Source organism: Rhizobium quercicola (assembly GCF_021168455.1).
GTDB lineage: Bacteria > Pseudomonadota > Alphaproteobacteria > Rhizobiales > Rhizobiaceae > Ferranicluibacter > Ferranicluibacter quercicola.
On the sequence record NZ_JAJOZR010000021.1, the window covers coordinates 1 to 13,415 of the forward strand.

Here is a 13,415-nt window from a genome sequence, read left to right on the forward strand (position 1 = left end):
TAGATGGTTATCGTCCATTATAACCTCCGGTCTTCGATCACTTCGTGATCCAAGCCCGGTGGTTTCTTTCATACCGCGTAGAACTCTTCCAATCCTCCGCCATAGGCGGAGGTTTTCTTTTGTTAAAAAAAAGGGCTCCGGCGATCTTCGCCGGAGCCCTTTTCATGATCAGTAGGCCTTTTTCTTGAAAGGCTTCTTGGCGGGCTTGCCGCCATCGTCCGTCGGCTTCGGACCGGACTTTGAAAAGCCGGGCTTGGCCGCCTTCTTCGCCCAGGGCTTGCTGTCCGGGCGGTCGGCGCTTTCGCCATCCTTCCAGCGAGGCTTGCTGTCGGACGGCGCGGCGTTATCCTTGCGGACGAAGGGCTTGCGCGGTGCAGCGGACAGATCCGGCGCGCCGTCGAGCTGGGTCACGGAAATGCCCTTCTCAAGCATGCGCTTCGGCCCCAGCGCCTCGACGAAGCTGTCGGAAAACTCGCGCGCGATCTCCACGAACGTATTCTCCGGCATCATCTTGATGGCGCCGATTTCCTGCTTGGTGATGCGGCCGATGCGGCAGAGCATCGGGATCAGCCAGCGGGGCTCGACATTCTGCTTGCGACCGGCAGAGATGGAGAACCAGACGGCATCGCCGAAGTCGCCGCGCGGTGCACGCGGTTCGGACCGTTCCGGCCGCGGACCGCGGTCGCCCGCGGCCTGGCCGGACGGCTGGAACGCAGGCGTGTCGATGATGTCTTCCGGGGCGGAACGGCCGGCACGCGCCAGCCGCACGAAGGCGGCGGCGACCTGTTCGGCGCTGAAGCCGGAAAGGACCTGCTGGACGAAAGCGGCTTCGTCCTCGCGGATCGGATCGTTGAGCGCGGCGTCGGAAAGAATGCGTTCGTCGTCCTTCTGCGAGACCTCGTCGGCCGACGGGGGCTTGGCCCAGACGGCCTCGATGCGCGCGTCGCGCAGCAGGCGCTCGGCCTTGCGGCGGGCATTCGAGGTGACGATGATCGCGCTGACGCCCTTGCGCCCTGCCCGGCCGGTACGGCCACTGCGGTGCAGCAGGGTTTCCGGGTTGGTCGGCAGGTCGGCGTGGATGACGAGTTCGAGATTGGGAAGGTCGATACCGCGGGCCGCGACGTCGGTCGCGATGCAGACGCGGGCGCGCCCGTCGCGCATGGCCTGCAGCGCATGCGTCCGCTCGCTCTGGCTGAGCTCGCCCGACAGGGCCACGACCGAGAAGCCGCGATTGTTGAACCGCGCCGTCAGATGATTGACGGCGGCACGGGTGGAGCAGAACACCAGGGCGTTCTTCGCCTCGTAGTAGCGCAGCACGTTGATGATCGCGTTTTCCCGATCGGAGGGAACGACGACGAGCGCGCGATAGTCGATGTCGAGATGCTGCTTCGCCTCGGCCTGCGTCGAGATCCGCAGCGCGTCGCGCTGGTAGTTCTTGGCGAGCGTCGCAATGGATTTCGGCACGGTGGCCGAGAACATCAGCGTCCGGCGATCGGCGGGTGCCGTCTCCAGCAGGAATTCGAGGTCTTCGCGGAAGCCGAGATCGAGCATCTCGTCGGCTTCGTCGAGCACGATGGCCCGGCAGGCCGAGAGATCGAGCGCACCCCGGCGAACATGGTCGCACAGACGACCGGGCGTGCCCACGACGATGTGCGCGCCACGATCGAGCGCGCGGCGCTCCGTGCGGATGTCCATGCCGCCGACCGAAGCGGCGATCACGGCGCCCGTCATCTCGTAGAGCCATTCGAGCTCGCGCTGAACCTGCAGCGCCAGCTCGCGGGTGGGCGCGACGGCCACGGCCAGCGGCTTGCTCGCCGGGCCGAAGCGATCCGCGCCATCCAGCAGCGTCGAGGCGAGCGCAAGCCCGAAGGCGACGGTCTTGCCGGAGCCGGTCTGGGCGGAGACGAGCGCGTCGCGACCCGACATTTCCGCTTCGATGACGGCGGTCTGGACCGGCGTCAGGGTGGAATAGCCGCGTTTTGTCAACGCCTCGGCGATCGCCGGAACGACCCCTGCGAATTCTGTCATATGTCTGTCTCTCGGAAGTTCGAACCGTGCAGCGTGCACGAAGTAATGCGCACATGCCTTGAGGACCGCACGCTGCGGCCCATACCATGGCGATCTCTTAATCCCTCTGACAGCAAATGTACAGGGGAGCCCCGCAAGACGGGTCGGCCGGCTGTTCCCGCGGGAGACCCGGCTCAGCTAGTCAGGCGCGGACTGCGGATGATCTTGACGAAAAGCGCCTTCATCGCCGATTCGATGCCCTGAGAGGGACTGACCTCGAAATAGAGCCCCGGCGACGCGCAGGCCTGCATTCTGGTGCCGATTTCCGGCTGGAACGGCTTGATCCAGGTATTGTACCAGCCGTTCTTGGGCAACGGCAGGTAGGTCGTATACAGCACGGCGATCTTGATGCCGCGATCCTTGATCGTCTTGCAATAGCTGACGTCGATCGGCTCCTGGCAGCGGCCGCCGGTCACCTTCTTCGTGCAACCGGTCGGCTTGTAGCTGTCACCGACGCCATCCGCGACAAAATAGACCACCTTCTCCGCCTTGGCGGGGCTAGACCCGTCACCCGGGGGCGTGATCTCGCTGTTCATCCGCGTCAGCGCCTTGTCGAAGCTGGTAATCTGGTCGTTGTTGTACCCCTGAAACGGTATGCTCATCAGCGAGATGGTGTCCACCTTCGTCTGGATGTCCTTCAGGTCGTCTGTGAGCTTGGAGACCTCGTAGAGGTTGGCGTCCTCCGCCTTCTGCCCGAACGTATAGGCCGCCATGCGATACTGGTTCGGATAGGTCTCCGTTTTCTCCGCTCCCTTCATCAGCGCCGCCACGGCCTGCGCGACGACATCGATGCGGATGGTGGCGCCGACCTTGCGCGCCACGAAGTAATTGCTTTTCTTGTCGGCGACGCCGTTTTCCGAAACGATATGACAGGCGAAGGCGCAATCGCGCGATCCGGAATCCGCCTGGTTCTTCGTTGCAGCGATCAGCTTGTCCACGTCCGCAGGCGTGGCGCCGACACCCATCGACGGCGTGTTGTCGAGCAGCATATAGAAATCCATGAAGGAATTCGACTGGAAGGTCGCCTTCGCGATGCCGTCCACCTTGATGCTGTCCTTGCCGAAGATTTTCATAAATGTGGTCGGCACGAGCGTGGAAAACGTCGCCGACACGTTGATGTCGCGGCCGGTCTTCACGACGCTGACCGTGAAGGTTCGCGCCGTCTCCTCGAGATCGTTCGGATCGGACTGCGCTGCCTTGCCCGGCTGAGCGACTGTCGTGCCGGTCGCCATCTGCGCGGCGAAGATACTGCGCGCTTCGCTCTCGCTGACGCTGACGGAACCGTCCCCCGCCATGGCCATGGCCTGGGCCACGCCGGCCGACTTGTCGGTGATGGAGCCGACCACCGCGGCATCCGCCGCCCATTGCAGCCGTGTCCGGACCTTGATCGCATGCGTTACGTCGAGCGCCAGTCCGGCCGTGCCCAGAAGCGGCATAAGGGCCAGAGCCCCGATAATGGCAAGATTGCCGGAACGATCGACGAGAAAACGCTGGAACATGATGACGGTCCTACCCGCGCCACGTCTCTCGGCGCACCGGCACATGCTACGCGCCTACCTTGAATTTAGGGTGAAGCAGGGCAGTAAACGAAATCGGAAAGCTTACACTTATATAGCGATCAGAGTCCGGATCATGAAACCGTGAAGGGTTTTACGGTTAAGTTTGCTTGCGCCTGCAGCGCCTTGCCTTACATCTATACATGCGATGAGGAGTCGCCGAAGCCTAGGGAGGAATGATGATGGAAACGTCTGATCATCTGAGAGTGCAATACGACTTCAGAAGCGGTACATGCCTGCTCCAGTGCCGCAACAGAAGCCATGTGCTTGCGGAGCGCTTCAACACCAAGGAAAGCGCAGAGGCTGCAGCCGTCCAGTTCGCCCGCAAGAACTGGGACTATTCCGATCCGCAGTCGGATACCCAGCACTGAGACAGATCATTATGCCCGGCGTCGACCGGGCTGTGCGTCGAACGACAAAGGCCGGGGATCGCACCCGGCCTTTTTGACATCAAGAGCCGAACGAACGTCCCGCCCTGATCGGTCGAAGCAGAACCCTCAATGACGGGAGGGGGCCACGTCCTGCCGGCGAAGGTCGTCGATCGCTGCAACAGCTTCCTCGGCCGTCCAGCCTGCACGAACGGCAGCATGGATCAGGCGCGCATCGGCTTCCACTTCCAGCTTGACGAACAGCGGCTCCAGCGCTTCCCGGGCCGTCACGACGCTCGGTTCGGCAACCGCAGTGGCCGGCTTTTGCATTGACATGATCTCTTCTCCTATTTTTTCAGACTCCTCGGAATGGAACCAGATGGAAACTGGTTCCATTTTTTGTTCGCAATGTGTCTCTAAGTGCAGATGGCCCGAAATACCTCGATCCGTCAGAGATCGTTTTCGGTCAGCGCAAAATGATCCAGTATCACGCGGATGTTTCTCTTGTGCGCCTTGAAATAGACGTCGAACGCATCGCCCACCAGGGGCACCGCACCGATCGTCGCATCCACGCCGAGATTGTAGAGCATGCGGGCGATCTTCCGCTTGGGAAGGCCGAGCCTGCGGCCCTCGTTGACGATGACGAGACCGATGATCGCGCCGGTCGCGTCACCGAACACGGGCACGAGCCCGAGCAGCGCGTCGGCGCCGAAGCGAAACCGCGTTCCCGGAATGCCGACAGCCGTATCCATGATGCGGGCAAGCTTGGCGAGCCGGCGCAACCGCCGCAATTGCTCGATACGGCCAAGGTCGCCGGCCGCCTCGGCAAAATCGGCTGCATATGCTGTCGCCATCAAACGCCACTCCTGTGTTAGTGTTACTTTACAAGTGGAGTGCATGTCCGTCTGAAACAAGACGCGGCAAGAACACTTTCGCAGAACGCACGCGGCAACATCGCGACCGGAGAGGGAACACCCCCGGCCGCAACTTAGGATGCCTACCCGGCGCATTCGTAAATACCTGACGATGCAAAGAAAAACCAAAGTCTCGCAACTGTGGAATTCTTTTTCCAGAGCATCCGGAACCGGCAGTACTTTAAGAATAATTTACATATGGCACCCTATTTTGGGGAATAATATGATCTTCATCTAAAAAAGCGAACCGGCCGCATGTCTCTTCTTTCTTCATCCGACGGTGCCATCCTGCAAGCGCTCGATCAATCGCAAGCGATTATCGAATTCGACCTCACGGGAAAGATCCTTCGTGCAAACGCCAATTTCTGCCAGGCGGTCGGCTACGACGCCAGCGAGATCGTGGGGCGTCATCACAGCATGTTCGTGGTGCCCGAAGAGGCACGCTCACCGGCCTATGCGGCCTTCTGGCAGGAGCTTGCCAAGGGCAGGTTCCAGCAGGCGCAGTACAAGCGTCTGGGCAAGGGTGGACGCGAGGTCTGGATCGAAGCATCCTACAATCCCGTCTTCAAGGGCAAGCGACCGGTCAAGGTCGTGAAGTTCGCAACCGATATCACCGCGTCGAAGATCAAGAGCCTGAGCGACAATGGCAAGCTCGAGGCCTTGTCCCGCGCGCAGGCCGTGATCGAGTTCACGCCGGATGGTCGCATCGTCTCGGCGAACGAGAATTTCCTGTCCGTTCTCGGCTACCGGCTGGAGGAGATCGTCGGGCAGCACCACGCGATGTTCTGCGAGCCCGCCTACGTCCAGTCCGCCGCCTACCGAACATTCTGGGAGCAGCTCGCCGGCGGCGCATTCGTCACCGACCAGTTCCTCCGTCTCGGCAAAGGCGGACGACGTGTCCATATCCAGGCGACATACAACCCGATCCTGGATGAAAGCGGCCGGGTGATGAAGGTCGTGAAATTCGCGACCGACATGACCGAACGGGTGCGAGCCATCGAGGCGTTGGGTGCCGGTCTCGGGCGCCTCGCACAGGCCAATATCAGCCAGACGCTCGACCGCCCGTTCACGCGCGAGTTCGAGCAGTTGCGCCACGACTTCAACCTGTCGATCGGCGGCTTCCAGCAAACGCTGGTCGATGTTCTCGGCCAGACGGAAAACCTCAACGATCACAGCCACACGATGCGCGAGGCGTCCGATGTTCTCGCCCAGCAAGCGCGCGAGCAGGCCGCCGCTCTGGAAGAGACATCCTCCGCGCTGGAGCAGATCACCATCACAGTGCGCCAGTCGAACGAGCGCGTGCGGGATACGCGCAATCTCGTCAAGCAGGCCAAGGAGCAGGCGGGCCACTCCGTGACCGTCGTCGGCGACACGGTCGCCGCCATGCAGCGCATCGAAACCGCGTCGTCCTCCATCGGGCACATCATCGGCGTCATCGATGAAATCGCGTTCCAGACCAATCTTCTGGCATTGAACGCCGGCGTCGAGGCGGCCCGGGCCGGAGACGCCGGTCGCGGCTTCGCCGTGGTCGCCCAGGAAGTGCGCGAACTCGCCCAGCGCTCGGCGCGTGCGGCAAAGGAAATCAAGGATCTGATTTCGAACGCATCGCGGGAAGTCGTGGAAGGCGTCCGCCTCGTCGGCGATACCGGACGGGCCCTGACGGAGATCGAGGTCTTCGTCGCCTCCATCAACGAGAACATCGACGCCATCGCGGCCGCAGCATCCGAGCAGACAACGGGTCTCGGGGATATCAGTGCCTCGGTCAACAGCCTCGACAGCATGACGCAGCGGAACGCGACCATGGTCGCCCGCACCACGGAGCTCAGCCACACGCTGGCGCAGGGCGCAGCCACGCTTGCCGATCTCGTCTGCCGCTTCCAGCTGAACCGCAGCACCGTCCGCGAGCCCGCGACCAACAAACCTGCACGCCACATCGAGACGCCGGCCCTCCGCAGGACCGCCTGAGCGTCGAGGCCAAAAGCCTCTCCAATGGTTCGACAGGAAAGGCCCGGTCGCAGCACCGGGCCTCAGGCGTATCCATCGCATGCCATTGACGACGCGATGCGCTTGAGCACCGGGCGCGCCCTCCCCCGCCAGTTGGACACCTCGCCATCCCCTGCCATGAGACGCCGAGATCCTCGACGCGACCGGTCTCAGGCCGTCAGCGCCGGGAGGTCGAGTCCGGGATCCTGAAGCGAATCGATCGGGCATGGACGGCCGAACAGGAAGCCCTGCACCTCGTCGCAGCCCTCCGAAACCAGCACCTGAAGCTGATCTTCCGTCTCCGCGCCTTCGGCCAGGATCGTCACGTTGAGGCTCTTGCCGAGCGCGACGATGGCCCGGATGAAGGCCTTCGACTGTCGCCCGTCGAGCTCGTTGACGAAGCTCCGGTCGAGCTTGATCTTGTCGAACGGAAACGCCCGAAGCGTCTCCAGCGAGGAATATCCCGTTCCGAAATCGTCGATCGCGATCATCACGCCCATCGCGCGGATCTGGCGGAGGATATGGAGCGCCCTGCCCTTGTCGCCGATAATGGCGCTTTCCGTAACCTCCAGCTCCAGCCGCGACGGCGGAAGTCCCGTCCGCAGCAGCACGGAGCGGACCTTGTCCACGAGCGAGACATCCCCGAGCTGCAGCGGCGACAGATTGACCGCGATCTTGTGACCGAGACCCCAGGCGACGGCTTCGCGGCAGGCTTCTTCGAGCACCCAGTCGCCGATGGTGGAGATGAGACCGCACTCTTCCGCGATCGGAATGAAGGTTCCCGGTGAAATCAGCCCGCGCTGCGGATGGCGCCAGCGCAGCAGCACTTCGTATCCGGTCGTCTCCCGCGTCCGCGCCGCCTTCTGCACCTGATAGACGAGGAAGAACTGCTTCTCCTCGAGCGCGACACCGAGATCGCGGCCCATGGCGCGACGTTCGCGCGCTGCCTCGTCCATGGCGGCCTCGTAGAAGCTGATGCGCTGTTCCGGCTGCGCCTTCGAGCGATACATCGCCATATCGGCATTGTTGAGCAGCTTCTCGCTGTCCGTGGCGTCGGAGGGATAGACCGACACGCCGATGCTGGCGCCGGGCAGGATCTCCGTCTCGTCAATGGCGATGCGTTCCGTCAGCGCCCGGAAGAGGCGGCTGATGAACTCCTCGAGATCCCTCTCGTGCACGAACCGCTTGAAGGCGACGAACTCGTCCCCGCCGAAGCGTCCGACGGCCTCGTTCTCGCCCATCAGCTTCTGCATGCGGGTCGCAAGCGCGTAGAGCACCTTGTCGCCCATCGCATGGCCGTAGCGGTCGTTGATTTCCTTGAAGTCGTCGAGGTCGATGCAGATAGCGGCAACCTTTTCGCCGCCGCTGACATTCTCGATCGCCGCGTCGAGCCGCTCGCCGAACTGGTGGCGGTTGGCAAGACCTGTCAGGGCATCGTGCCGGGCAAGATGCCTAATCTTCTCCTCGGCATCCACACGCGCGGTGATATCTTCGAGCGTCATGACGAAGGACCCATCCCCCGTCGGCCGGTGCATCGTGCGGATCGTCCGCCCGTTCGCTACCTCACGCGAGATCTCGCCGCCGCCCGGCGCCGTAAAGAGCGCGCGATGCACTGCGTACAGCCCATCAGCGTCATGCGATCCGGTCTGGTCGGTCTTGAAGCGCTCGTAGCAGAGCGAATGAAAGCTTCTCCCGACGATGTCGAGCGAGGGAGGGAACTCGATGATCTCTCGGAAAAGTTCGTTGTGCAGGATCAGCAGCTCGTTCGCGTCGAAGAGCGCGATCCCGTGCCCCATCGTGTTGAGAGCGATGGAGAGGTTGTTGGTGACATCCATGAGGCGGGCCGCACTGTCCTTGGCCTCGGTGCAGTCGCGCGTGATCTTGGCAAAGCCGATATGGTCATTGTGCTCGTCATAGATCGGGTCGATCACGACGGAGGCCCAGAACGCCGTCCCGTTCTTGCGATACCGCCATCCCTCCGTCTCGAACTTGCCGCTGGCAAGCGCCGTGTGCAGAGCCTGTTCCGGCGCGCCGGTCAGACGCTCGTCCTCGGAATAGAAGACCGCAAAATTCTTGCCGACGATCTCGCCGTCGGCATAGCCCTTCATGCGCTGCGCGCCGACGTTCCAGTTCGTCACCCGCCCGGAGGGATCGAGCAGGTAGATCGCATAGTCGCTGACGCCCTGGACGAGATGCCGGAACCGCGTGTTCATGGCCACGGTCGCGGTCTCGGACCGGCTGGCGAAAAGAGCGGCCGCGAGCACGGAAAAGAGCAGCGACAACGCGGTCGTGGCGATGACGATGACCATGAGCGCCGGCGACAGCAGGTTCGACGGGAGCGGAGAATCGGCCACCGGCGTCATGGTCACGCCACCCATCGAGGTGAAATGCATGGACACGATGCCGAGCGTCAGCAGCGTGGCCGCCGAGGCCAGACGCTTCGGGCTGCGCCGTCCGGGGCTCACGGACGAGAATCCCGGAACCGAAAACACCACGGCGAGAAGGATGGCGCTCCACACGAGGGTCGCATCCCAATGGATTTCGCCGGGAAACTCGATGGCCGTCATGCCGACGAAGTGCATCGTGGAGACGCCGAGACCGAAGAGAAGACCGGCCATGATGAAGGCCAGACGACCGGTCAGCGACGAGGCAACCGCGACGGCAAGGAAGGTCGTGGTCACCGAGATCGCCAGCGACAGCAAGGTCCGCGACGGCTCGTAACCGAGAACCAGCGACGCCTCGTAGGCAAGCATCGCGACGAAATGCGTCGCCCAGATTCCGAAGCCGCCGGAGGTCCCCGCGCTGACGAGCCAGATCCACCGCACATAGCCACGCGCACGATGGGCGCGCTGCAGAAGCATCATGGCCGCAGCGCAGGAAACGAGACACAGAAAGCCGGCAAACACAACGAGACGCAGATCATGCTCCGTAGTGATGCACGAAAGAACTCTGAGCATGGGCACGCCTCATGGCGAACCGCCGCAACCGACGAAGGTGCGTGGGTCGGAATTGTAGATCGACAGGCATCCGAACGGCTGACTGGGTGGAAAAGCTGCAGGGACGCTGACCGGAACCGTGGGAACGGCGCTCCGACAGGCATCCCGGCCCATCCTATCTCCGGAATCCTTCAAGCCGCATTAATGCGTCCCATTTCTGGGGTGAAAGAGTCATCGCTCCTTGCGCGCGAAGTCGCTCCGTACGATCCCGTACCGCTGAAGCTTGTCGTAAAAGGTCTTGCGCGGAATGCCGAGCGCATCGATCGTCCGCTGCACGTCCCCCTCGGCCTCGCGAAGAGCCGTCCTCAGGATCTCCGCCTCGATCCGGTCCATGCGCTGCGGCAGCGTCCCCGCGCCCGCGTCCCGCACCTCCGGCTCGCCGGCGGACGCCCCCTCCGGCGAAAAGCCCAGAACCGTCCGCTCGGCGAAATGGGTCAGCTCGCGCACATTGCCGGGCCAGTCGTGCTCTGCGAGGTGCCGACGCACGGCATCGGTCATATCCGGCACGTCCCGCTTGAACCGCGATGCGGCGCGGGCGGCAAAGGTGGAGAACAACAGCGGAATATCGTCGCGACGCTCCCGCAGGGGCGGGATCGACAGGGTGACCACGTTCAGACGGTAATAGAGATCCTCGCGAAAATCGGCGCGAGAGCGGGGATCGCCAAGGTCCACCTTGGTCGCCGCCACGACGCGCAGATCGACCGGGCGCACCTCGTTGGTGCCGAGCGGCGTCACCTCGCGCATTTCCAGCACGCGCAGCATCTGCACCTGCGTCGCCGGCGCCATGCTTTCGATCTCGTCGAGAAACAGCGTGCCCCCGCTCGAATGCTCGATCCGGCCCACGCGCTTCTTCTGCGCGCCGGTGAAGGCACCCGGCTCGTGCCCGAAAAGCTCGCTCTCGATCACCTGCTCCGGCAGCGCACCACAGTTCAGTGCCACGAAATGCCCCTTGGCGCGCCGGCTCCAGCGGTGCAGCAGGGTCGCGACGACCTCCTTGCCGCTGCCGGTCTCGCCTGTCATCAGCACGTCCACATCGGTGTCCGCAATCTGCCGGATCGTCTCGCGCAGCCGTTCCATGGCGGGCGTCTGACCGATCAGCAGTCCGCCGTCCCGCGCCTCCTCGGCGGCATCGCGCAGTGCCCGGTTCTCCAGCACCAGCCGGCGCTTTTCGCCCGCATGCATCACACCCTGCACCAGCCGGTCGGTCGGAAACGGCTTCGGCAGAAAATCATAGGCGCCGTCCCGGATCGCCTTCACCGCCATCGGAATATCGCCATGCCCGGTCATGAGAATGACGGGGATATCTGCATCGATGCGACGGATGCGGTCGAACAGTTCCAGACCGTCGATCAGCGGCATGCGGATATCGGTGACGACGACGCCGGGAAAGCGCGGGTCGATGAGGGCGAGCGCCTCCAGCGCGGAGGAAACGGCAGTGACGGTGAAACCGCCGAGCTCCAGCGTCTGCCGAGTCGCCTTCAGGAGATCGCGGTCGTCATCGACCAGGAGAACGTGGCCCTCGCTCATGCCGGCGCCCTTTTGAGGTGAATGGTGAAATGCGCGCCCCGATCCGAACTCTCGACGGCGATGCGCCCGCCGTAATCGGCGAGAATATCCCGCGAGATCACGAGCCCGAGCCCGAGGCCGCGCTCCTTGGAGGTATTGAACGGGGTGAAGAGCGCGCCCATTATGTCCGGCGCGATGCCCGGACCATTGTCCCGCACATGCAGGCGGACATCGTCGCCCTCCGCCTCGACCTCGACATCCACCCGCGCCTCCGCCCGGCCGGACAAGGCCTCCAGCGCGTTCTGCAGCAGATTGATCAACACCTGCTCCAGCCGCACGCGATCCCCCAGCACCCGGAGATCCGCATCCGGCAGATCGATCTGCAGCGCATCGAGCCGCCCGGCGAACCGGCTTTTCAGCAGCATGACGGCGCTCTCCACCATGGCGCGGACGGACACCGGCCCGGCCGGCGCCCGGCCCTTGCGGGAAAACGTCTTCAGTTCGTCGGTGATGCTGCCGATCCGGTCGGTCAGGGCGGCGATGCTCTCCAGATTCTCGTCGACCGGGCCCGGCTGCGCGCGCGTGAGAAACACGCGGGCATTGTCGGCATAGGCGCGGATGGTGGCGAGCGGCTGGTTGATCTCGTGCGCGACGCCGGCGGCCACCTGACCGAGAATGGCAAGCCGGTTGGCATGGACGAGTTCCTGCTGAACGCCCTGAAGCTTGGTTTCCGTTGCCCGGTGCCCGGCGATCTCGTCTTCCAGCCGGTCGCGCGCCGATGTCAGGGCTTCCGTGCGCTCGCGCACCCGCCGCTCCAGCTCCTCGCGCGCGGCCAGTTCCCGCGTCAGCCGGCCGATAGCCTGCTGGCGACGGGCCAGCAGAAAGGCCGCCAGCGCGGCCAGCGGCAGGACGATCGCAAGGCCCTGCAGGCGCTTGCTCTGAACCGACGCCGCGACGGCGGCATCGGTCTCCACAAGATAATCGAGGCTCCAGCCCGTCGAGGGCACGGCGACCGCGAGACGCAGGAAATCCCGCTGGCTCTCCCCCGGCATGACGGCGCCGACCCGCTCGACCCCCGCCGACATCGGTTCGACAACCGTGATCGGCACCGGTGTCAGCGGCGCATCGCCAAACTGCAGGCTGGTGCGGATCGCGTCGAGACTGTCGGGAGCGAGCGGCGTCATCGCCATGAACCGCCAGGAGGGAATGCTGGTGATCAGCACGACGCCATTCTGGTCGGTCACGAAGGTGGGGCGCCCCGCCATACGCCAGTCGGTCTCGATCTGGTCGAATTCCATCTTGGCGACGACGACGCCGAGAGGGCCGGACGCCCCCTCGATCCGCTGCGAGATATAGAGACCCGGCCGCTTGCTGACCGATCCGAGCGCGAAATGCTCGGCCATTCCCGCCGCCATTGCCTTGGTGAAATATTCGCGGAACGTATAGTCGTTGCCGACGAAACTCGTCGGCTCCTGCCAGTTGCTCGACGCGATCGCGATCCCGTCCCGCCCGATGACATAGATGACGGCCGCATTCGTATCGGTAACGATCTCCTCCAGCTTGCGGTCGAGGCTGAGACTGCGGTCCGGATCGGGCCGCTCGAGCGTATCGGCAAGCTGACGGTCCCGGGCCAGCAGCATCGGCAGGGCGCGCGGTCGCTCCAGGACGGCTCTGAGATGCGCGACCTTCAGGCTGGTGTCCGTGCGGGCCTGTGCTTCCAACGTCCGGAGCGCATCCCCCCGTCCGAGATAGGAGCCCGCCGCCATCGCCACCGCCAGGCCGGCAAGAACAAACGCGCCGAGGACGAGCCAGGGGAGAATGCGGTCGCGCGGCGGGGATGCCGGATGGATCGGGAGCGGTTGGTGCATATCCTATTGTGCATAAATTCGGACAAACCGCAAATGTCGCCGTGCGGAAATCCGCATGAATGCACGCGATGATCCACCACCCATGGATTCTTCGTGAGAGAAATCAATAGCCTAACATGCGAGTGAAAACTGGCACGTCCTTTGCAGACCACCTGCT

The 13,415-nt window shown here is 63.7% G+C and carries 9 protein-coding genes; 2 read left to right on the plus strand and 7 right to left on the minus strand.

Going from position 1 to position 13,415, the window contains the following annotated elements:
- Window positions 1–168: 168 nt before the first annotated feature.
- Both LRX75_RS22365 and LRX75_RS22370 read right to left on the minus strand, forming a co-directional pair.
- Entirely contained in the window at window positions 169–2,028 is a 1,860-nt protein-coding gene (locus tag LRX75_RS22365) for a DEAD/DEAH box helicase (RefSeq protein ID WP_113152696.1), read from the minus strand.
- A 173-nt stretch (window positions 2,029–2,201) separates the two neighbouring features.
- The gene (locus tag LRX75_RS22370) at window positions 2,202–3,566 is read right to left on the minus strand and encodes a TadE/TadG family type IV pilus assembly protein (RefSeq protein WP_231816799.1); all 1,365 of its coding nucleotides are present in this window, start codon (window positions 3,564–3,566) and stop codon (window positions 2,202–2,204) included.
- 236 nt (window positions 3,567–3,802) lie between these two features.
- Here LRX75_RS22370 and LRX75_RS22375 point away from each other — a divergent pair, with 236 nt between their 5' ends.
- Window positions 3,803–3,994, plus strand: coding sequence for a hypothetical protein (locus LRX75_RS22375; RefSeq protein ID WP_231816800.1), 192 nt, complete (start codon window positions 3,803–3,805; stop codon window positions 3,992–3,994).
- Window positions 3,995–4,120: 126 nt separating this feature from the next.
- On the opposite strand, the gene LRX75_RS22380 is transcribed toward LRX75_RS22375, so the two are convergent.
- Complete coding sequence (locus LRX75_RS22380; RefSeq protein WP_113152694.1) at window positions 4,121–4,327, minus strand: hypothetical protein; 207 nt, start codon at window positions 4,325–4,327, stop codon at window positions 4,121–4,123.
- Window positions 4,328–4,440: 113 nt separating this feature from the next.
- On the minus strand, window positions 4,441–4,845 hold the full coding sequence (locus LRX75_RS22385; protein WP_113152693.1) for a DUF4112 domain-containing protein: 405 nt from the start codon (window positions 4,843–4,845) through the stop codon (window positions 4,441–4,443).
- Window positions 4,846–5,160: 315 nt separating this feature from the next.
- Here LRX75_RS22385 and LRX75_RS22390 point away from each other — a divergent pair, with 315 nt between their 5' ends.
- On the plus strand, window positions 5,161–6,870 hold the full coding sequence (locus tag LRX75_RS22390) for a methyl-accepting chemotaxis protein (protein WP_231816801.1): 1,710 nt from the start codon (window positions 5,161–5,163) through the stop codon (window positions 6,868–6,870).
- A gap of 188 nt (window positions 6,871–7,058) precedes the next feature.
- Here LRX75_RS22390 and LRX75_RS22395 read toward each other — a convergent pair whose 3' ends face one another.
- From LRX75_RS22395 to LRX75_RS22405, 3 genes are all read right to left on the minus strand, one after another.
- Window positions 7,059–9,752 carry a bifunctional diguanylate cyclase/phosphodiesterase gene (locus LRX75_RS22395; RefSeq protein ID WP_338110349.1) on the minus strand — a complete coding sequence of 898 codons (2,694 nt, stop codon included), beginning with the start codon at window positions 9,750–9,752 and terminating at the stop codon, window positions 7,059–7,061.
- 303 nt (window positions 9,753–10,055) lie between these two features.
- Window positions 10,056–11,411 carry a sigma-54-dependent transcriptional regulator gene (locus tag LRX75_RS22400; protein WP_231816803.1) on the minus strand — a complete coding sequence of 452 codons (1,356 nt, stop codon included), beginning with the start codon at window positions 11,409–11,411 and terminating at the stop codon, window positions 10,056–10,058.
- Window positions 11,408–13,258: a sensor histidine kinase gene (locus LRX75_RS22405; protein WP_420851252.1), complete on the minus strand. Its 1,851-nt coding sequence runs from the start codon at window positions 13,256–13,258 to the stop codon at window positions 11,408–11,410. Before LRX75_RS22405 ends, LRX75_RS22400 begins: the two co-directional genes overlap by 4 nt.
- Window positions 13,259–13,415: the final 157 nt, after the last annotated feature.

What these genes read in the sequence shown, in the direction of transcription:
- LRX75_RS22365 (WP_113152696.1), bottom strand. Translation starts at nt 2,028, where the DNA reads ATGACAGAATTCGCAGGGGTCGTTCCGGCGATCGCCGAGGCGTTGACA.
- LRX75_RS22370 (WP_231816799.1), bottom strand. Translation starts at nt 3,566, where the DNA reads ATGTTCCAGCGTTTTCTCGTCGATCGTTCCGGCAATCTTGCCATTATC.
- LRX75_RS22375 (WP_231816800.1), top strand. Translation starts at nt 3,803, where the DNA reads ATGATGGAAACGTCTGATCATCTGAGAGTGCAATACGACTTCAGAAGC.
- LRX75_RS22380 (WP_113152694.1), bottom strand. Translation starts at nt 4,327, where the DNA reads ATGTCAATGCAAAAGCCGGCCACTGCGGTTGCCGAACCGAGCGTCGTG.
- LRX75_RS22385 (WP_113152693.1), bottom strand. Translation starts at nt 4,845, where the DNA reads ATGGCGACAGCATATGCAGCCGATTTTGCCGAGGCGGCCGGCGACCTT.
- LRX75_RS22390 (WP_231816801.1), top strand. Translation starts at nt 5,161, where the DNA reads ATGTCTCTTCTTTCTTCATCCGACGGTGCCATCCTGCAAGCGCTCGAT.
- LRX75_RS22395 (WP_338110349.1), bottom strand. Translation starts at nt 9,752, where the DNA reads ATGATGCTTCTGCAGCGCGCCCATCGTGCGCGTGGCTATGTGCGGTGG.
- LRX75_RS22400 (WP_231816803.1), bottom strand. Translation starts at nt 11,411, where the DNA reads ATGAGCGAGGGCCACGTTCTCCTGGTCGATGACGACCGCGATCTCCTG.
- LRX75_RS22405 (WP_420851252.1), bottom strand. Translation starts at nt 13,258, where the DNA reads ATGCACCAACCGCTCCCGATCCATCCGGCATCCCCGCCGCGCGACCGC.